Below are 18,768 nucleotides of genomic sequence, written 5' to 3' on the forward strand. Positions count from 1 at the left end.
CCTTCTTTTATTGTATACATATCATACATTTAAATTTGGCTATACTAACGAGTAGTAATTAAGAGGAGGTTATTTTTATGCGAGTAGATGGTAGAGAGAAAACAGAATTACGCCATATACATATTCATACGAATTATTTAAAACATCCAGAGGGATCTGTATTAATTGAAGTTGGGGATACAAAGGTGATTTGCTCAGCAACAATTGAAGAGCGTGTACCACCGTTTATGCGTGGAGAAGGAAAAGGATGGGTAACAGCTGAATACGCGATGATTCCGCGTGCAACAGAACAACGTACAATTAGGGAGTCAAGCAAAGGGAAAGTAACAGGACGTACAATGGAAATTCAACGTCTAATTGGACGAGCATTACGTGCGGTAGTTGATTTAGAAGCGCTTGGCGAGAGAACAGTTTGGATTGACTGTGATGTTATCCAAGCAGATGGTGGAACGAGAACAGCGTCTATTACAGGTGCATATGTAGCGATGGTATTAGCTTTCGAGAAATTATTACAAGCAGAAAAAGTATCTAAAATTCCAGTAAAAGATTATTTAGCAGCAACGTCAGTAGGAATTGTTGAAGAGCAAGGTGTTGTTTTAGATTTAAACTATGCAGAAGATTCTAAAGCAGACGTTGATATGAACGTAATTATGACTGGAAAAGGCCAATTTGTTGAAGTGCAAGGAACTGGAGAAGAAGCGACGTTTAGTAGAGCGCAGTTAAATGAACTACTTGATGCTGCGGAAAAAGGCATTTTCCAACTGATTGATATGCAAAAAGAAGCTTTAGGTAACATCGTATCTCATATAGAGTAGAGGTGGAAAGTATGAAACAAGTTGTTGTAGCGACAAAAAATATGGGAAAAGTACGTGAGTTTGCTGAGTTATTTGAGCGATTTGATTTAGAAGTGAAATCATTACACGATTTTCCTCATATTGAAGAAGTCGAAGAAACTGGTGAAACATTTGAAGAAAATGCGATCTTAAAAGCGGATAGTTTGAGTAGACAGTTGAATTCTATCGTAATTGCGGATGATTCGGGTCTTATTGTAGATGCTTTAAATGGAAAACCAGGAGTGTATTCAGCGCGTTTTGCTGGTGAACCGAAAAATGATCAAGCAAATATCGATAAAGTGTTACAAGAATTAAATGGTGTGGACTTTGAAAAGCGTAAAGCGCGTTTCTATTGTGCATTAGCAGTTGCTTTCCCTGAAGGTGATAAAAAGCCTGTCATTGTAAATGGGACATGTGAAGGATTTATTTTAGAACAACGCCGAGGAGAAAATGGTTTTGGATACGATCCGATCTTTTATGTGGAAGAATACAAAAAAGCAATGGCGGAATTAAGTTCAGATGAGAAAAATGCTATTAGCCACCGTGGCCGCGCTCTTCGTAAGTTAGAAGAAAAAATTCCGGAATGGTTTTTAGGAGAATAAGGGAGAGAGAATGATGAAAGCTTTAATCGTAAGCGATAGTCATAGCTCTGTGAAGGAATTACAGCAGTTGAAAGAGAAATATGAAGGGGAAGTAGACATCATGATTCATTGCGGTGATTCAGAGCTAACGCCTGCTCATGAAGAACTGCAAGGTTTCCATGTTGTAAAAGGAAACTGTGATTATACTAACTTTCAAGATGAAATTGTAACTGATGTAGATGGAATTCGCTTCTTAGTTGCGCATGGACATCGTCATAATGTGAAAATGACATTACAAACGCTAGCGTACCATGCTGAAGAAGTGGGAGCGCAAGTTGCATGCTTCGGACATTCTCACGTATTAGGTGCGGAATTAATCGACGGCGTTTTATTTATTAATCCAGGCAGTATTTTATTACCACGTCAGCGTGTAGAGAAGACATTTGCTTTATTAGAAATGGATGAAAATCAAATGGAAGTTCGTTTTGAAACACTAGACGGACAGCTAGTTGAACAAGCAGTTTTTAAAAGAGGATAAGACAAATTATCCTCTTTTAAAAAAGGTGTTGACTTTATGTGTGGTTATACATATAATAAATATTGTCGATAGGGCAACGGCGCTAACGAAGAGAAAATAAAATAACATATGCGGGTGTAGTTTAGTGGTAAAACAAGAGCCTTCCAAGCTCTGGTCGAGAGTTCGATTCTCTTCACCCGCTCCATGTCCCAGTAGCTCAGCCGGATAGAGCATACGCCTTCTAAGCGTACGGTCGGGAGTTCGAATCTCTCCTGGGACGCTAACAAAACCTTGTTATCTTTTGATAACAAGGTTTTTTGTTTGTCTAAAAATTGATGTTTGGGTTATAAGTGTAGTTCATTCTTAATATCTGCGACCTTTCTTTCGATATTAAGCAGTTGCATATGTACTTCTTTTTCTTAAATAAAAAGAGCGCTGTTTATCCCGCATTAGCGGGCAGCCCGATTGGTGAGGGCTGATTAAAGTTTCACTTTATGCGCCCTGTTCCTCATATTTAATTTAAAGAATCAATAGGCTTATGGTGGAACTCAAATCAACAGCCAGATTCTCCTAATTGTTCACTTACAATGTTATAAAAGTTTTTACCATTCTAGTACGATTGAACAGCAGTTATCGGAACTTATCTCCGACGGTGTGTTACAATTAACCGAAGTGGAAAGCGAGGATCTCCAATTGACTGGACGTGTGATTGATTGGACAGTTTAAGAAGGTTGTATAAAAAGGGAGATGGCGCAAAGATGGCGAGATCAAACGAGAATAATTTAACGGAGAAATTGGCAGAAGGTCAACGGAAATATGGTGACGGCAACTTTACAGTACAGAACATCGGTGATGAAACTAACCCGAATTGGACTGTTGTAAAAAATGTGAGGAAGGGATCAGCAGGCATTCGCGAAGGAGAAGATATATTAAGACTGCGATCAAAATATATAAAATAGTACGGAAATGGGCGGAGCGGGAGTTCGAACCTCTCCTGGGACGGTAAGAAAACCTTGTTATCTTGTTGATAACAAGGTTTTTTGTTTAGTTATTAATAAACTTCTCAAATACAAAACCATAATCTTTCACATTATATTGTTTCTTCGTATCAACAAGCCAGTTAAAGGCGATCTCGTTAATCTCTTTAAATTGTTCTGCTAAGTTTACTTGTGCATTTGAAATACGGCTAAAAGCATTAGATGCCATATCTAAACTTTTATGTGCATATTGTAATGTAATGTCGTTGTCGTATGAAATTTCTTCGATTTTAAGTAAAGCTTTATATAAATCTTTTAATTCTTGAATATGTTTTTTATGAACATCAATTGAGTAATACTCATCGCCCATTTGAAACTTAATTTCTACATCTAAATCAATCGTTCCTGCAGTTTCAAGTGCTACGTTTTTAATTTGATATTTACTATAGCTATAGCGGCGCAGTGTACGTTTTTTGCTTGTTGCGCTTGTACCGTCTAAGTGAATTAACCCTTTGTTTGTAAAGCAATATTCATCTGATTTCGATTTAATTAGAAAATAAATTTTCTCCCCATCTTCATGCATCACATAATCATCAGCATCGACCTTATCATAGTCTTTAGGTGTAATGACAGAACCTACATCGCTTAGTCCTAATACATCTGCCGCCATTTTTTTAAACATATATAATCCCCCTTGTAAATTAAATTCTTAATTGTACAAAAATATATTAACATGATTTTCATCCTTTGTTTTCTTGTAATACGAAAATATCTGAAGGTAAGTTAAGAAAAGTAATGAATAATTATTTTGATCCTAAATTATTTAGTAAATCTATTAGTTTAAGAATCGATTCGCCGAAAAATAACTAAGAGAAAAAAGTTAATTTTACAAGTGATTATAGAGGAATTCCGTGAAAGCACCTCAAGCGATATGAGGTGTTTTTAAATCTCTTTTTGAAATCTTACAATTCTGTAAGGTAACTGTAAGGTAGTTCGATGGTAAGAAACTGCTAATCTTTTATAATGAAGATAACAACGATAAAACGAGGAGGAAGAAATGATGAAAGGATTAGTTGTAACGGGCTTAACGGTTGCTTTTGGATTTGTAGCGTATGAGAAATTAACGTATGTAGTTGATGTTGTGAAACATTTGATCGCTTAGAGAAAACAGCTATGAGAGGGAAAGGGAATGAGTGAATGAATGGAATGGTTATTTGGAATTATAGGTACTTGTAGTGTAGTGTTATTGTTCTTTGTCCCAAGTGGTATACTTAGTTCGACAACAAGTTTGTTCTTCTTAAGTTTGTTTGCTTGTACGATGCTTATTATTATGTTTTTAATGAAGCGAAGTAAACCAATCTTCTATTTTAGCATGATTGTTATGGCAATTATTGTTCTCCAAATTATTACCCTTGTAATATACCCCACAATTATAAAAGCTTTCCATTAATGATGAATCCTCTGCGCTTGTTGCTGGGGATTTTTATTTGTACAATTTTAATTTTTAATAGAAATTTATTCGTATTGGAATGTAAAAATTAAATATTTTCATATTTCAAACAAATGATTTAGGGATGTTGTGTTCTCATTACGCATTTGATATATTTACTTTGAACATAATTAAAATCAAGAAAAAGAGGCGGACGTATGGATAAAAAAGAAAATACGGTCGTATTGTTTCCGCAACTATCAGAGCGCTATATTGATGAAGGTTTTTTAGCGCTGAAAGAGCGGGAATTCGAAGATGCATTGCGTTGCTTTGAAATATTACGTCAGTATAATGCGGAAACGGAACAAACGGAATTAGCTTCAGTTATTTGTTTACTCGAATTAAAACGTATGGAAGAAGCGAAAGACAAATGTGAACAGTTGCTTAAAACAGGAGTTGTCTTATTTGGTGATATTCTTGAAACGTACGTAACTATTTTAGTTCAAACAAATGATTATGAAGGTGTTATTGAAACTGTTGAAAAGGTTTTACAAACGAAAGATATAATGCCTGATCAAAAGGAAAAATTAGCGCAGCTTGCTTTATTTGCAGAAGGTATGCTAAATGAGGGAGACGCATCGCTAGTGGATTCAAATTTTGAATTGGAAGAGTTTACTAATGAAATTTTTGGAGAAAACTTTGGACAGAAGCTAAGAGCGATTCAGCGACTTTCGTTAAAAGACTTAGATCTTGCATTACCTGTTTTAAAGAAATTTTTAATAGACGAAGAGCAGCACCCCTATTTGAAAACTTCTATTTTGTATAAAATGATAGAAAGTCAGGTAGAAGAAGAAATAGAGGTAGAAAAGTTTGGAAATACGATTAAGGTGATTCCAGCATTTACAGGTCATAATGAGGAGCAATCCAATAACATTATACATAAATTATCAAGCCGATTAGAGCAAAATTATCCCGATATATTTGAAGCAATGGTTACATATTGGAAAGAGTTGCAAATTAGCATTTTCCCATTCGCTCTATTAATGGATAAAGAAGAGATTTGGTCAGCTGTTTTAGAGAGAATTGGAAGAAAGCGTTTCGGATTGGCTATAGATGAAGAAGAGCTTATGGCAGCATATAATATCGAATTGGAAGAGTTTCATATTGCCTATCAATGGTTATTACGTGTTGAAAGAGAAGGATATTTGCCCGTATAATTATGAAAAAGAATCGTTCAGTTCTTGAAACGAGCATATTCTATGTTATAATGTAAGGGTTGCAAAAGGCAGAAATCTGCCTGTTTGTAAGAGAAGAGAAGTGTAATTCTCTTACTTAATATGTTTCATATTATTCTCGAACAAAATATACCGTAGTTGTCTTCTGGGCAATTAGTAGATTGGAACATTATATCTGAAAGCTTTTGCTAGAGGATTATTTGTGTATTTGTTATTTCAAAAAAGAGATAATGAAGATCTTAATCTATAGAGGTATGTGCATACATTATTATAGTTGGAGGGAAAGAATAAATGTCTACAAAATGGGAAAAATTAGAAGGTAACGTTGGCGTTTTAACAATCGAAGTTGATGCTAAAGAAGTAAACAACTCTATCGACGCTGCGTTCAAAAAAGTAGTAAAAACAATTAACGTACCAGGTTTCCGTAAAGGAAAAATGCCTCGTCCATTATTCGAACAACGCTTTGGTATTGAATCTTTATACCAAGATGCTTTAGATATCATTTTACCAAAAGCATACGGTGAAGCGATTGAAGAAGCTGGTATCTTCCCAGTTGATCATCCTGAAATCGACATCGAGAAGTTCGAAAAAAATACTAACCTTATCTTCACTGCAAAAGTTACAGTGAAACCTGAAGTTAAATTAGGTGAGTACAAAGGTTTAGCAGTAGAAAAAGTTGAAACAACTGTAACTGACGAAGATGTAGAGAACGAATTAAAATCTTTACAAGAGCGTCAAGCTGAACTAGTTGTTAAAGAAGAAGGAACTGTTGGAAACGGTGATACAGCTGTAATCGACTTCGAAGGTTTCGTTGATGGCGAAGCATTTGAAGGCGGAAAAGGCGAAAACTACTCTCTAGCAATCGGTTCTGGTACATTCATCCCAGGTTTCGAAGAGCAAGTAATCGGTCTTAAATCTGGTGAGTCTAAAGACGTTGAAGTATCATTCCCAGAAGAGTACCATGCTGCTGAATTAGCTGGCAAACCAGCAACATTCAAAGTAACAATTCACGAAATCAAAACAAAAGAACTTCCTGAGTTAAACGACGAGTTCGCTAAAGAAGCTGACGAAGAAGTTGCAACTCTTGATGAATTAAAAGCAAAACTTCGCACAAACTTAGAAGAAGGCAAAAAGCACGAAGCTGAGCACAAAGTACGTGACGAAGTAGTAGAATTAGCTGCTGCTAACGCTGAAATCGAAATTCCAGAAGCTATGATCAACACTGAGTTAGATCGTATGGTTCGTGAATTCGAGCAACGTTTAAGCCAACAAGGTATGAACCTTGAGCTTTACTACCAATTCACAGGTACTGACGCTGACAAATTAAAAGAGCAAATGAAAGAAGATGCACAAAAACGTGTAAGAATCAATCTTGTTCTTGAAGCTATCATTGAAGCTGAAAACATCGAAGTTACTGAAGAAGAAGTAACTGCAGAAGTTGAAAAAATGGCTGAAATGTACGGTATGCCAGTAGACGCTATCAAGCAAGCTCTTGGAAGCGTAGACGCTTTAGCTGAAGATCTTAAAGTACGTAAAGCTGTAGACTTCTTAGTAGAAAACGCTGCATAATAAAATAACAAGGCACGATTTTAATCGTGCCTTGTTTTATAAATATAGAAATATATTTATAAAACTTTTCGATGGAGAAGGAAAAGTTCCTTTACAAGTCGAATATACATATTTCAAAAGTTTTAAATTTTTTTATTTGTACATAACTAGTCATATTATTTGTATTTCTCGCCACGTAGTGACATAATATGTATTTACATACGATACATTTATCGTGTACATACGAAGGCAAGAGGTTAGCACTTTGTAAGGGGTGTGAAAATATGTTTAAATTTAATGATGAAAAAGGGCAATTAAAATGTTCTTTCTGTGGTAAAACACAAACGCAAGTTCGAAAGTTAGTGGCAGGTCCAGGTGTTTACATTTGTGACGAGTGTATCGAACTTTGTACTGAAATTGTACAAGAGGAGCTTGCGAAGGACGAAGAAGTAGAATTCAAAGATGTACCGAAACCGGTAGAAATTCGTGAAATCTTAGATGAGTATGTCATCGGGCAAGATAGCGCGAAAAAAGCACTAGCGGTAGCGGTATATAACCATTACAAACGCATTAATTCTAACAGCAAAATTGATGATGTAGAATTAGCGAAGAGTAATATCGCACTTATCGGGCCAACAGGTAGTGGTAAAACATTACTGGCACAAACGTTAGCGCGTATTTTAAATGTTCCATTTGCAATCGCGGACGCAACATCTTTAACAGAAGCTGGATATGTTGGGGAAGATGTAGAAAATATCTTACTAAAATTAATTCAAGCAGCTGATTATGATGTAGAGAAAGCGGAAAAAGGAATCATTTATATTGATGAGATTGATAAAGTGGCACGTAAGTCCGAAAATCCATCAATTACACGTGATGTATCTGGTGAAGGTGTGCAGCAGGCACTTCTGAAAATTTTAGAAGGTACTGTAGCAAGCGTTCCACCTCAAGGTGGTCGTAAGCATCCGCACCAAGAGTTTATTCAAATTGATACAACGAACATCTTATTCATTTGTGGTGGAGCGTTTGATGGCATTGAGCCGATTATTAAACGTCGTCTTGGTGAAAAAGTAATTGGATTTGGTTCTGAGAAGAAAAATGCTGATGTAAATGAGAAGCATGTTTTATCTCACGTATTACCAGAAGATCTTTTAAGATTTGGTTTAATTCCAGAGTTTATCGGTCGTCTTCCAGTTATTGCGAACCTAGAGCCACTTGATGAAGATGCTCTTGTTGATATTTTAACGAAACCGAAAAATGCACTTGTTAAGCAATTCCAAAAACTATTGGAGCTTGACGATGTTGAGTTAGAGTTTGAAGAAGGTGCACTAATCGAAATTGCGAAAAAAGCAATTGAACGTAAAACGGGTGCTCGTGGACTTCGTTCTATTATTGAAGGCTTAATGCTTGATGTAATGTTCGAACTTCCATCTCGTAAAGATATCGAGAAGTGTATTCTTACAAAAGAAACAGTAGCTGATAATGAGCCGCCAAAATTGGTGTTACAAGACGGTACTGTACTTGATACAAAAACATCTGCATAATGCGAAAGGGAAACAGCAATTTTTATAATTGCTGTTTTTCTTTATGTTTAGCTATGTTCCTCCGCGGAAATACTAAGAGATAAAATATTGCGGGAGGAAATAAATAATGAGCTGGACAAATATATTTTTAGTTGTTCAACTTGTTTTTGGTGTAATTGTCGGATTGTATTTCTGGCATTTACTTCGAAATCAACGAACACAAAAAGTTTCAATTGATCGAGAATCGAAAAAAGAATTAGAACAGCTTCGTAAAATGCGTGAGATTTCTTTAACAGAGCCGCTAGCAGAAAAGGTGCGTCCTACATCCTTTTTAGATATTGTAGGGCAAGAGGACGGGATTAAGTCGTTAAAAGCGGCTCTTTGTGGTCCGAATCCGCAACATGTAATCATATATGGCCCGCCAGGTGTTGGGAAAACAGCGGCAGCACGTCTTGTATTAGAAGAAGCGAAACGAAATCCTAAATCTCCATTTCGTACGAATGCAACATTTATTGAACTTGATGCGACGACAGCTCGGTTTGATGAACGTGGTATCGCAGACCCTTTAATTGGTTCGGTGCATGATCCGATTTATCAAGGTGCTGGGGCGATGGGGCAAGCAGGTATTCCGCAACCGAAAAAAGGTGCTGTAACAGATGCGCATGGTGGTATTTTGTTTATTGATGAGATTGGCGAACTCCATCCGATTCAAATGAACAAAATGTTAAAGGTGTTAGAAGATCGAAAAGTATTTTTAGAAAGTGCGTACTATAGTGAAGAAAATACGATGATCCCAACATATATACATGATATTTTTCAAAAAGGCTTACCGGCAGATTTTCGCTTAGTTGGAGCAACGACACGTTCGCCAGAGGAAATTCCTCCTGCTATTCGGTCACGTTGCTTAGAAGTATTTTTCCGTGAATTAGATACGGAAGAAATTCAAAAAGTAGCGAAAAATGCCGCGGAAAAAGTAGAAATGCAAATAGGTGAAAATGGTATTGAAATGATTGGGATGTATGCAAGAAATGGACGAGAAGCGATTAATCTTGTGCAAATCTCTGCTGGTATGGCGATAAATGAAGAACGTTCTTTCATTAAAGATGAAGATATAGAGTGGGTTGTTCACTCAAGTCAGCTTACACCGAAATACGAAAAGCACATTTATCCGATTCCAAGGATTGGTCTTGTAAATGGTCTTGCTGTATACGGACCAAATACAGGTGCGTTATTAGAAATTGAAGTAACAGCAATTCCGGCGAAAGATAAAGGATCGGTAAATGTTACCGGAATTGTAGAAGAAGAAAGTATTGGTAGTCAAACGAAATCGATTCGCCGTAAAAGTATGGCAAAAGGCTCTGTTGATAATGTATTAACAGTACTTCGTTCTTTAGATGTGTTGCCAGAAGGATACGATATACATATTAATTTTCCAGGTGGTATCCCAATTGATGGACCTTCTGCAGGAATCGCTATGGCAACAGGTGTATATTCTGCGGTGCATCGCACATATGTAAATAATGAAGTAGCGATGACAGGTGAAATAAGTATACACGGAGAAGTAAAGCCTATTGGTGGCGTGTACGCAAAAATAAAAGCTGCGAAAAAAGCGGGAGCTAAGAAAGTCATTATTCCTGCTGAAAATATGCAACCATTTTTGTATACGATAAAGGGAATTGAAATTATTCCTGTCCGTAAGTTAAAAGAAGTATTTGAGTTAACGTTTATGCAAGAAAATATGCATAGAGAGCTAGATGTACGTACTAACGTAGACGAAACAGATGCACAATCTATGTAAAAATAAACAATAATAAAATTTGCCAGACTTCGTTTAAGTTTGTATGCTTAATCGGAGTCTTTTTTCTTTTCGTGAGATAGAAAAACAAGCTATTTACAATTGCGAGGAATCTCAGCAATTGCATCTAGGTGTATTGTAATATAAAATAGTTGAACAGGAGTTTAATTTATTATGGAGGTGCTATGTCTAGTATGAATACGAACGAAAGAATCGTGCCCCTCCTACCATTAAGAGGCGTTCTCGTATATCCAACGATGGTTTTGCATCTTGATGTAGGACGTGATAAATCGATACAAGCACTAGAGCAGGCGGCAATGGATGAAAATATCATCTTTTTAGCAATGCAAAAAGAAATGAATATCGATGATCCGAAAGAAGATGACATATATAGTGTAGGTACAGTGGCGAAAGTAAAGCAAATGCTAAAATTGCCGAACGGTACGCTTCGTGTCCTTGTGGAAGGTTTACATAGAGCAGAAGTAATAGAGTTTATCGAAGAAGAAAATGTAGTACAAGTGTCTATTAAAACGGTAACTGAAGAAGTAGAAGATGATTTAGAAGAGAAAGCTCTTATGCGTACGTTACTGGAGCATTTCGAACAATATATTAAAGTTTCGAAAAAAGTTTCAAATGAAACATTTGCAACGGTAGCTGATGTAGAGGAACCAGGGAGATTAGCTGATTTAATTGCTTCTCACTTGCCGATTAAAACGAAGCAGAAACAAGAGATTCTAGAGATTGTATCTGTAAAAGAACGATTACATACACTTATTTCAATTATTCAAGATGAACAAGAGTTACTTAGCCTAGAAAAGAAAATTGGGCAACAAGTGAAACGTTCAATGGAGCGCACGCAAAAAGAATATTTCTTACGTGAGCAAATGAAGGCGATTCAAACTGAACTTGGCGACAAAGAAGGTAAGGGCGGAGAAGTAGAAGAACTTCGTGAAAAAATTGAACAGTCAGGAATGCCTGAAGAAACAATGAAGGCTGCGCAGAAAGAATTAGATCGTTATGAAAAGTTACCAGCAAGTTCTGCGGAGAGTGGTGTTATTCGCAATTATATCGATTGGTTATTAGCGCTTCCGTGGACAGAGGCAACAGAAGATATAATTGATCTTGCTCATTCGGAAGAGATTTTAAATAACGATCATTACGGTCTTGAAAAAGTGAAAGAGCGTGTACTTGAATATTTAGCTGTACAGAAGTTAACGAATTCATTAAAAGGACCTATCCTTTGTTTAGTAGGCCCTCCTGGGGTCGGAAAAACTTCGTTAGCACGTTCAATTGCAACATCATTGAATCGTAACTTTGTCCGTGTATCTCTTGGTGGTGTGCGTGATGAATCTGAAGTTCGTGGTCACCGCCGTACATATGTTGGAGCAATGCCAGGACGCATTATTCAAGGTATGAAAAAGGCGAAAACAGTTAATCCAGTCTTCTTATTAGATGAGATTGATAAAATGTCTAACGATTTCCGTGGAGATCCATCAGCAGCATTACTTGAAGTATTAGATCCAGAACAAAACCATAACTTCAGTGATCATTACATTGAAGAACCATATGATCTATCGAAAGTTATGTTTGTAGCAACTGCTAATACACTTTCAAGTATTCCAGGTCCATTACTTGACCGTATGGAAATCATTTCGATTGCTGGCTATACAGAACTTGAAAAAGTACACATTGCTCGCGAGCATTTACTGCCGAAACAATTAAAAGAGCATGGCTTACGAAAAGGTAATTTACAAGTGCGCGATGAAGCACTTCTTGAAATTATTCGTTATTATACACGTGAGGCTGGTGTTCGTACGCTAGAACGCCAAATTGCAAAAGTTTGCCGTAAAGTAGCGAAAATTATCGTTACAGCAGAACGTAAACGTATCGTTGTGACAGAGAAAAAGATTGTTGATTTACTTGGTAAACACATATTCCGTTATGGGCAAGCTGAAAAAACAGACCAAGTTGGTATGGCAACAGGTCTAGCTTACACAGCAGCAGGCGGCGATACACTTGCAATTGAAGTTTCTGTAGCGCCAGGAAAAGGGAAACTAATTTTAACAGGGAAACTTGGGGATGTTATGAAAGAATCAGCACAAGCTGCGTTTAGTTATATACGTTCTCGTGCAGAAGAGCTTCAGATTGATCCGAATTTCCATGAGAAAAATGATATTCATATTCATGTTCCAGAAGGAGCAGTTCCGAAAGATGGACCGTCAGCAGGTATTACGATGGCAACGGCACTTATTTCTGCACTAACAGGTATTCCTGTAAGTAAAGAAGTAGGTATGACAGGTGAAATTACACTTCGTGGTCGTGTATTACCAATTGGTGGCTTAAAAGAAAAAACATTAAGTGCTCACCGCGCAGGCTTAACAAAAATTATTTTGCCAGCAGAAAACGAGAAAGATTTAGATGATATTCCAGAGAGCGTAAAAGAAAACCTTACGTTTGTGCTTGCATCTCATTTAGATGAAGTATTGGAGCACGCATTAGTAGGAGTGAAACAATGAAAGTAACAAAAGCAGATATTGTAATTAGTGCTGTTAAACCAGAACAATATCCAGACAGTGATTTACCAGAAATTGCATTAGCAGGTCGTTCAAATGTCGGGAAGTCTTCCTTTATTAATAAAATTTTAAATCGTAAAAAGTTAGTGCGTATTTCTTCTAAACCAGGAAAAACGCAAACGCTGAACTTTTTCTTAATCAATGAGATGATGCATTTTGTTGACGTTCCAGGTTATGGATATGCGAAAGTGTCTAAGTCGGAGCGCGCGGCATGGGGGAAAATGATTGAAACGTACTTTACAACGCGTAAGCAATTAGACGCAGCTGTATTAGTAGTTGATTTACGTCACCAACCAACAAGTGATGACGTGATGATGTATGATTTCTTAAAGCATTATGAAATCCCAACAATTATTATTGCGACGAAAGCTGATAAAATCCCGAAAGGGAAATGGCAAAAGCATTTAAAAGTTGTAAAAGAAACGCTTGCTGTTGAAATTGGCGATGAAATCGTTCTATTCTCTTCTGAAACAGGACTTGGAAAAGAAGAAGCGTGGAAGGCAATTCATAAAATGACAAAAACAAAAAACGCGTGACGAATGTCGCGCGTTTTTTTCTTTATATAAGCTGTTAACGTACGTTTAATGTAACTTCAATATTACCTCGTGTTGCTTTAGAGTAAGGACATACACCGTGAGCCGCTTCTACAAGTTCTTGTGCTTCGCTATGTGAAACGCCAGCGACATGTACATCAAGCACGGCAGATAGGCCAAAACCACCGTCTGTATCTTTTCCGATAGAAACGTGAGCAGTTACTTCTGTACTTTCTACTTTCACACGTTTTGTACGAATGACAAGTTGTAATGCACTATCGAAACAAGCTGCATAACCAGCTGCAAATAGTTGTTCTGGATTTGTTGCTTCTCCGCCTGCACCACCTAGTGCTTTCGGCATTTTCACATCAAGATTTAATATGCCATCATCTGAAACTACTTTCCCATTTCTTCCACCTGTTGCTGTTACTGAAGCAGTATATAATTTATCCATATTTATTCCCCTTTTCCATCATTAATTGTTTTCATTGTTTCAATTAGTTTATTTAGTTGAATTAATAAAGAGCGATATTCTTGTTCTGTAATTCCTAAGTTTGTAGCCATTGTTGTCGGTAATGAACAAGCCTTTTCCTTTAAATTTTTGCCTTGTTCTGTTAATTCAATACAAACTTTTCGCTCGTCTTCTTTGGAACGAACACGTTTTACAAGTGTTAATGATTCCATTCGTTTTAACATAGGTGTTAACGTACCGGAATCTAAAAATAGACGTTCTCCAATTTCTTTTACTGTTAGTCCATCTTGCTCCCATAGTACGAGTAAAGTAATGTACTGGGGATACGTAATACCCATTTCTTCTAAATAAGGTCGATAAAAACGAGTAACCTCTCTAGAACAGGCGTAAATAGAAAAACAAAGTTGGTTATCTAGATGCAAAGAGTCCTCTGTCATACATAACTCCCTTCTGATTGAGTTGTGCACAATTTAATTTTGTAAAATCAATATAACGAAAAAGAAATAAAATGTCAAATACATTGTATTGAGAAAGTGTTTGCTACATTTTGGAACAATCATACATATTTTCCTTCATGATGAAAGAAGATAGGAAAGATGATGTTATAATTTATATGGAATAGTTTCCATCACTTGATTATGAGGACTTTTTTTGGTAACGTACAAATAGAGTTGTTAATTTATAATCATTATAAAGTAGGATTTTTTTTATTAGTTTGCTGAATCTCCTTTATTACATACGGAGAATAATTAAAAAATAATCGGTTGTTCACACGATTGTCAGATTCATAAGAGGAAAGTTGTATTATGATAGTAGATAAAGTGATAAAACGGGTGAAGGGGGACATGCTGCGTGCATATTCTTGTTGTTAGTGTAAATTATCGAACAGCCCCTGTAGAATTTCGTGAGAAACTCACATTTCAGGCAGCAGAGCTAGAGCGAGCGATGACTACATTACAAAATCAAAAGAGCGTGTTAGAGAATGTCATTGTATCAACTTGTAATCGCACTGAGATTTATGCTGTTGTCGATCAATTACACACGGGACGGTATTATATTAAGAAATTTTTAGCTGATTGGTTTCAGCTTGAAATAGAAGAAGTCGCACCATATTTAACTATTTTTGAACAAGATGGTGCAATAGACCATTTATTCCGCGTAACGTGCGGTTTAGATTCTATGGTAGTTGGAGAAACACAGATTTTAGGCCAAATAAAAGATAGCTTTTTAGAAGCACAACAAGTTAAAGCAACAGGCACAATTTTTAATGAATTGTTTAAGCAAGTCATTACATTAGCAAAACGTGCCCACTCAGAAACAACAATTGGTGAAAGTGCGATGTCTGTTAGTTATGCTGCTGTTGAGCTTGGAAAGAAAATATTTGGCGAGTTAACGGATTGTCACGTGCTTATTCTTGGTGCTGGTAAAATGGGCGAACTTGCATTGCAAAACTTATATGGAAGTGGTGCTCGTAAAGTAACAGTTATGAATAGGACGCTTTCGAAAGCAGAAGTAATGGCTGAGAAATATATGGGACATGCAAAATCGTTAAGCGAACTACAATGTGCATTATTAGAAGCAGATATTTTAATTAGTTCAACTGGTGCATCAGAGTATGTCATTACGAAAGAGATGATGACAAAGGTAGAGAAAATGCGCTCTGGTCGTCCTTTATTTATGGTTGATATTGCAGTACCACGTGATATTGATCCAGCGATTGATGAGTTAGAAGGTTCTTTCTTATATGACATTGATGATCTGCAAGGAGTAGTGGAAGCAAATCGTGCTGAGCGTTTGAAAGAAGCAGAGAAAATTCAATTTATGATTGAAGAGGAAATTGTTCTATTTAAAACGTGGTTAAGTACACTTGGTGTTGTTCCGTTAATAGCAGCTCTTCGTGATAAGGCACTTGTAATCCAAAGCGAAACGATGGAAAGTCTTGAACGAAAAATACCAAACCTTAGTGATCGTGAGAAAAAAGTCATTAGTAAGCATACGAAAAGTATTATTAATCAATTATTAAAAGACCCAATTTTAGTAGCGAAAGAAATAGCTGCTGAAGAGGGAGCGAGCGAAAAATTAGCGTTATTTGCGAAGATTTTCGATTTAGAAACGGAAGAAGTAGAGAGTCGTGCGGAAGAAGTAGAACATAAAAGAGTGTGGACACCATCCGTTCCATCTTTATAATTTGGAAGGATGATCGGATGAGTTTTTTAAATAACAGTATTATTTATCATATTGCAATTATTTTATATGCTTGTAGCATTAGTTTATATTTTATAGATTATTTCCAAAGTAACCGAAAGGCGAACCGATTTGCTTTTTGGTTACTTTCGATTGTGTGGGTATTGCAGTCTATTTTTATGTTGCTTAGGGCGACAGATTCAGAAACGAATCCCATTTTAACTTTATTATCAGGGATTTATTTTTATGTTTGGTTATTGATTACGATGTCGTTAGTCATAAATCGATTTATGCGCGTTGACTTTTTAGTCTTCTTTACAAATGTTGTTGCATTTGGCGTAAGCGCTTTTTCTATTTTTACACCGCTCGGAAAGATGTCGCCAGTACTTGCAGAGCAATTAGTTTCAGAACTTGTATACGTGCATGTTGGAATGGCGATTATTTCTTATGCAACGTTTACGGTATCGTTTATTTTTTCTATTATGTATTTACTGCAATATCGCCTATTAAAAAAGAAAAAGTGGAATGCGAGATTAAGAAGGTTAGGGAATTTACCGAAGCTTGAATCTACGTCTTACGGATTAAATTTATTTTCTGTTCCATTTTTCTTACTAGCAATTTTATTAGGGTGCATATGGGGATATACAAAATTGGATAATTTTCATTGGTATGATACGAAAGTAATTGGTTCGTTTGTCGTTCTATTTGTATATTGTGCGGGCTTGTATTTAAGAGCGGCTGATGTGTTGCAAGGGAAGAAAATAGTACTGTGGAATGTAGGGGCCTTTCTCGTAATGTTAGTTAACATTTTTCTATTAAGTAGTTTATCTAATTTCCACTTTTGGTATTTATAATGAGGAGAGAGAATTATGCGCAAAATTATTGTAGGTTCACGAAAGAGTAAGCTAGCATTAACGCAAACAAACTGGTTTATTGATCAGTTAAAAGCACTTGGCTTACCATATGAATTTGAAGTGAAAGAAATTGTCACTAAAGGTGATGTGATTTTAGATGTTACTCTTTCAAAAGTAGGCGGAAAAGGTTTGTTCGTTAAAGAAATTGAGCATGCGTTACTTACGAAAGAAATCGATATGGCTGTACATAGTATGAAAGATATGCCAGCCGTACTTCCAGAAGGGTTAATGATTGGCTGTACACCAAAGCGTGTTGACCCTCGTGATGCTTTTATCTCAAAAAATGGAGCATCGTTTAAAGAGTTAGCGGAAGGTGCTATTTTAGGTACGAGTAGTTTAAGACGTAGTGCACAGCTACTCGCTGCGAGACCAGATTTACAAGTGAAGTGGATTCGCGGAAATATCGATACACGTTTACGTAAATTAAAAGAAGAGGATTACGATGCGATTATTTTAGCGACAGCTGGATTACAAAGAATGGGCTGGGATGATGAAGTTATTACAGAACATTTAGATGAAACGTTATGTGTACCTGCTGTAGGACAAGGTGCATTAGCGATTGAATGTCGTGAGGATGATAAGGATTTATTGCAGTTGTTAGCGCATATTAATGATGCGATAACAGAAAGAACAGTGGCAGCGGAGCGAGTATTTCTTCATAAACTTGAAGGTGGATGCCAAGTTCCAATCGCTGGATATGCAACCCTTACAGAAAACGATGCAATCGAATTAACAGCTCTTGTCGGCTCTATGGATGGTTCTGTTTTATTAAAAGAAACAGTAGTGGGTACTAATCCTGAAGAAGTAGGGTTAGAGGCCGCGGACCGTTTAATTAAACAAGGCGCCAAAGAACTCATTCTTGCTGCAAATAAGGAGCAACAATAAATATGAACGCTCTCGCTGGAAAAACGGTATTGATTACACGTGCCCAGCATCAAGCGAAACAAATGAGTGTAGCAGTGAAAGAAAAGAGCGGAATTCCATTGGAAATTCCGCTTTTGCGTATGGAAGGTATGTCTCATAGGCAAATTCAACATATTGAAGGGCAGCTACATTCGTATGACTGGGTTATTTTTACGAGCAGAAATGGTGTAGCTTTTTTTCTAGATAGTTTGAAAAAGAAACTACCACTAACCATTAAAATCGCTGCGGTAGGTGTGAAAACAAAATTAGAGTTAGAAAAAAGGGGCTATCAAGTTCATTTTGTTCCAACTTCATTTGTTGCAGAAGCATTTGCAGAAGAGTTTCTAAAAGAATTAAGTGGAAATGAACGTATTTTATTTCCAAAAGGAAATTTAGCAAGAGATGTAATACCAGTTAAACTTCGGGAAATTGGTGTTTCTCTAGATGAGTTAATCGTATACGGTACGAAAGTGAATATAGAAAAAAAGCAAGAGCTTATAGCAGCGTTGAAGTTAGGAGAAGTAGACATTATTACATTTACGAGCCCTTCAACTGTTACTAGTTTTGTTCGTTTACTTGAGGGTACAAACTGGAGAGAATGGACAAAAAAATGTACAATTGCTTGTATAGGACCTATTACGGAAAAAGAGGCAATTCGTTATTTTCCGTCTGTTATTGTGCCGAAAGAGTACACTGTAGAAGCATTGCTACAATGTGTTTGTGAATCTATAAAATGAAAGAATGGGGACAG

General features: G+C 36.6%; 18 protein-coding genes and 2 tRNA genes. 17 read left to right on the top strand and 3 right to left on the bottom strand.

The annotated features are described in order from the left end of the window. Positions 1 to 77: 77 nt before the first annotated feature. The 6 genes from rph to MR170_RS07445 all read left to right on the top strand — a co-directional run bounded on the left by rph (position 78) and on the right by MR170_RS07445 (position 2,890). Positions 78 to 815 (top strand): ribonuclease PH, encoded by a 738-nt coding sequence (rph, locus tag MR170_RS07420; protein ID WP_016080158.1) that lies wholly within the window; start codon positions 78 to 80, stop codon positions 813 to 815. An 11-nt stretch (positions 816 to 826) separates the two neighbouring features. Beyond that, the gene (locus MR170_RS07425) at positions 827 to 1,435 is read left to right on the top strand and encodes an XTP/dITP diphosphatase (RefSeq protein WP_000815949.1); all 609 of its coding nucleotides are present in this window, start codon (positions 827 to 829) and stop codon (positions 1,433 to 1,435) included. A 13-nt stretch (positions 1,436 to 1,448) separates the two neighbouring features. Continuing rightward, positions 1,449 to 1,952, top strand: coding sequence for a metallophosphoesterase (locus tag MR170_RS07430; RefSeq protein WP_029443375.1), 504 nt, complete (start codon positions 1,449 to 1,451; stop codon positions 1,950 to 1,952). Positions 1,953 to 2,062: 110 nt separating this feature from the next. After that, positions 2,063 to 2,136 (top strand) — tRNA-Gly (locus MR170_RS07435). A gap of 1 nt (position 2,137) precedes the next feature. Continuing rightward, positions 2,138 to 2,211: transfer RNA gene (locus MR170_RS07440), tRNA-Arg, on the top strand. A 478-nt stretch (positions 2,212 to 2,689) separates the two neighbouring features. Then, positions 2,690 to 2,890 (top strand): hypothetical protein, encoded by a 201-nt coding sequence (locus MR170_RS07445; RefSeq protein ID WP_016080160.1) that lies wholly within the window; start codon positions 2,690 to 2,692, stop codon positions 2,888 to 2,890. Between the two features lie 85 nt (positions 2,891 to 2,975). Here the strand turns inward: MR170_RS07445 and MR170_RS07450 are convergent, their stop codons facing one another. Further along, the gene (locus MR170_RS07450) at positions 2,976 to 3,590 is read right to left on the bottom strand and encodes a PH domain-containing protein (protein ID WP_242307847.1); all 615 of its coding nucleotides are present in this window, start codon (positions 3,588 to 3,590) and stop codon (positions 2,976 to 2,978) included. Positions 3,591 to 4,109: 519 nt separating this feature from the next. On the opposite strand from MR170_RS07450, the gene MR170_RS07455 reads away from it, so the two are divergent. The 7 genes from MR170_RS07455 to ysxC all read left to right on the top strand — a co-directional run bounded on the left by MR170_RS07455 (position 4,110) and on the right by ysxC (position 13,547). Then, a complete protein-coding gene (locus MR170_RS07455; protein ID WP_001983650.1) occupies positions 4,110 to 4,358 on the top strand; it encodes a hypothetical protein in 249 nt (82 codons plus the stop codon). Positions 4,359 to 4,555: 197 nt separating this feature from the next. Further along, entirely contained in the window at positions 4,556 to 5,554 is a 999-nt protein-coding gene (locus MR170_RS07460) for a hypothetical protein (protein WP_016080162.1), read from the top strand. Between the two features lie 309 nt (positions 5,555 to 5,863). After that, positions 5,864 to 7,141: a trigger factor gene (tig, locus tag MR170_RS07465; protein ID WP_016080163.1), complete on the top strand. Its 1,278-nt coding sequence runs from the start codon at positions 5,864 to 5,866 to the stop codon at positions 7,139 to 7,141. A 263-nt stretch (positions 7,142 to 7,404) separates the two neighbouring features. After that, entirely contained in the window at positions 7,405 to 8,664 is a 1,260-nt protein-coding gene (clpX, locus tag MR170_RS07470; RefSeq protein WP_000472289.1) for an ATP-dependent protease ATP-binding subunit ClpX, read from the top strand. Between the two features lie 106 nt (positions 8,665 to 8,770). Beyond that, positions 8,771 to 10,441, top strand: coding sequence for an ATP-dependent protease LonB (lonB, locus tag MR170_RS07475; RefSeq protein WP_242307848.1), 1,671 nt, complete (start codon positions 8,771 to 8,773; stop codon positions 10,439 to 10,441). 182 nt (positions 10,442 to 10,623) lie between these two features. Beyond that, positions 10,624 to 12,954, top strand: a complete 2,331-nt coding sequence (gene lon / locus MR170_RS07480) for an endopeptidase La (protein ID WP_242307849.1) — start codon at positions 10,624 to 10,626, stop codon at positions 12,952 to 12,954. Further along, complete coding sequence (ysxC, locus tag MR170_RS07485) at positions 12,951 to 13,547, top strand: ribosome biogenesis GTP-binding protein YsxC (RefSeq protein WP_000869118.1); 597 nt, start codon at positions 12,951 to 12,953, stop codon at positions 13,545 to 13,547. Before lon ends, ysxC begins: the two co-directional genes overlap by 4 nt. A gap of 34 nt (positions 13,548 to 13,581) precedes the next feature. Here the strand turns inward: ysxC and MR170_RS07490 are convergent, their stop codons facing one another. Together MR170_RS07490 and MR170_RS07495 are read right to left on the bottom strand one after the other, a co-directional pair. Then, complete coding sequence (locus MR170_RS07490) at positions 13,582 to 13,998, bottom strand: organic hydroperoxide resistance protein (RefSeq protein ID WP_000359781.1); 417 nt, start codon at positions 13,996 to 13,998, stop codon at positions 13,582 to 13,584. 2 nt (positions 13,999 to 14,000) lie between these two features. After that, positions 14,001 to 14,453: a MarR family winged helix-turn-helix transcriptional regulator gene (locus tag MR170_RS07495; protein WP_016080166.1), complete on the bottom strand. Its 453-nt coding sequence runs from the start codon at positions 14,451 to 14,453 to the stop codon at positions 14,001 to 14,003. Between the two features lie 415 nt (positions 14,454 to 14,868). On the opposite strand from MR170_RS07495, the gene hemA reads away from it, so the two are divergent. From hemA to hemD, 4 genes are read left to right on the top strand one after another with little or no spacing between them, the layout of a single operon-like run. Then, positions 14,869 to 16,203: a glutamyl-tRNA reductase gene (hemA, locus tag MR170_RS07500; RefSeq protein WP_016080167.1), complete on the top strand. Its 1,335-nt coding sequence runs from the start codon at positions 14,869 to 14,871 to the stop codon at positions 16,201 to 16,203. 17 nt (positions 16,204 to 16,220) lie between these two features. Continuing rightward, a complete protein-coding gene (locus tag MR170_RS07505; protein ID WP_000009002.1) occupies positions 16,221 to 17,054 on the top strand; it encodes a cytochrome c biogenesis protein in 834 nt (277 codons plus the stop codon). Between the two features lie 15 nt (positions 17,055 to 17,069). Then, positions 17,070 to 17,999 carry a hydroxymethylbilane synthase gene (hemC, locus tag MR170_RS07510; protein WP_016080168.1) on the top strand — a complete coding sequence of 310 codons (930 nt, stop codon included), beginning with the start codon at positions 17,070 to 17,072 and terminating at the stop codon, positions 17,997 to 17,999. Between the two features lie 2 nt (positions 18,000 to 18,001). Next, positions 18,002 to 18,754 carry a uroporphyrinogen-III synthase gene (gene hemD / locus MR170_RS07515; RefSeq protein ID WP_016080169.1) on the top strand — a complete coding sequence of 251 codons (753 nt, stop codon included), beginning with the start codon at positions 18,002 to 18,004 and terminating at the stop codon, positions 18,752 to 18,754. Positions 18,755 to 18,768 lie beyond the last annotated feature (14 nt).

The organism is Bacillus cereus group sp. BfR-BA-01524, from assembly GCF_022662595.1.
GTDB lineage: Bacteria > Bacillota > Bacilli > Bacillales > Bacillaceae_G > Bacillus_A > Bacillus_A thuringiensis_S.

Bases quoted from the DNA above. Each gene is read 5' to 3' on its own strand.
- rph (WP_016080158.1), top strand. From the start codon at position 78: ATGCGAGTAGATGGTAGAGAGAAAACAGAATTACGCCATATACATATT.
- MR170_RS07425 (WP_000815949.1), top strand. From the start codon at position 827: ATGAAACAAGTTGTTGTAGCGACAAAAAATATGGGAAAAGTACGTGAG.
- MR170_RS07430 (WP_029443375.1), top strand. From the start codon at position 1,449: ATGAAAGCTTTAATCGTAAGCGATAGTCATAGCTCTGTGAAGGAATTA.
- MR170_RS07445 (WP_016080160.1), top strand. From the start codon at position 2,690: ATGGCGAGATCAAACGAGAATAATTTAACGGAGAAATTGGCAGAAGGT.
- MR170_RS07450 (WP_242307847.1), bottom strand. From the start codon at position 3,590: ATGTTTAAAAAAATGGCGGCAGATGTATTAGGACTAAGCGATGTAGGT.
- MR170_RS07455 (WP_001983650.1), top strand. From the start codon at position 4,110: ATGGAATGGTTATTTGGAATTATAGGTACTTGTAGTGTAGTGTTATTG.
- MR170_RS07460 (WP_016080162.1), top strand. From the start codon at position 4,556: ATGGATAAAAAAGAAAATACGGTCGTATTGTTTCCGCAACTATCAGAG.
- tig (WP_016080163.1), top strand. From the start codon at position 5,864: ATGTCTACAAAATGGGAAAAATTAGAAGGTAACGTTGGCGTTTTAACA.
- clpX (WP_000472289.1), top strand. From the start codon at position 7,405: ATGTTTAAATTTAATGATGAAAAAGGGCAATTAAAATGTTCTTTCTGT.
- lonB (WP_242307848.1), top strand. From the start codon at position 8,771: ATGAGCTGGACAAATATATTTTTAGTTGTTCAACTTGTTTTTGGTGTA.
- lon (WP_242307849.1), top strand. From the start codon at position 10,624: ATGTCTAGTATGAATACGAACGAAAGAATCGTGCCCCTCCTACCATTA.
- ysxC (WP_000869118.1), top strand. From the start codon at position 12,951: ATGAAAGTAACAAAAGCAGATATTGTAATTAGTGCTGTTAAACCAGAA.
- MR170_RS07490 (WP_000359781.1), bottom strand. From the start codon at position 13,998: ATGGATAAATTATATACTGCTTCAGTAACAGCAACAGGTGGAAGAAAT.
- MR170_RS07495 (WP_016080166.1), bottom strand. From the start codon at position 14,453: ATGACAGAGGACTCTTTGCATCTAGATAACCAACTTTGTTTTTCTATT.
- MR170_RS07505 (WP_000009002.1), top strand. From the start codon at position 16,221: ATGAGTTTTTTAAATAACAGTATTATTTATCATATTGCAATTATTTTA.
- hemC (WP_016080168.1), top strand. From the start codon at position 17,070: ATGCGCAAAATTATTGTAGGTTCACGAAAGAGTAAGCTAGCATTAACG.
- hemD (WP_016080169.1), top strand. From the start codon at position 18,002: ATGAACGCTCTCGCTGGAAAAACGGTATTGATTACACGTGCCCAGCAT.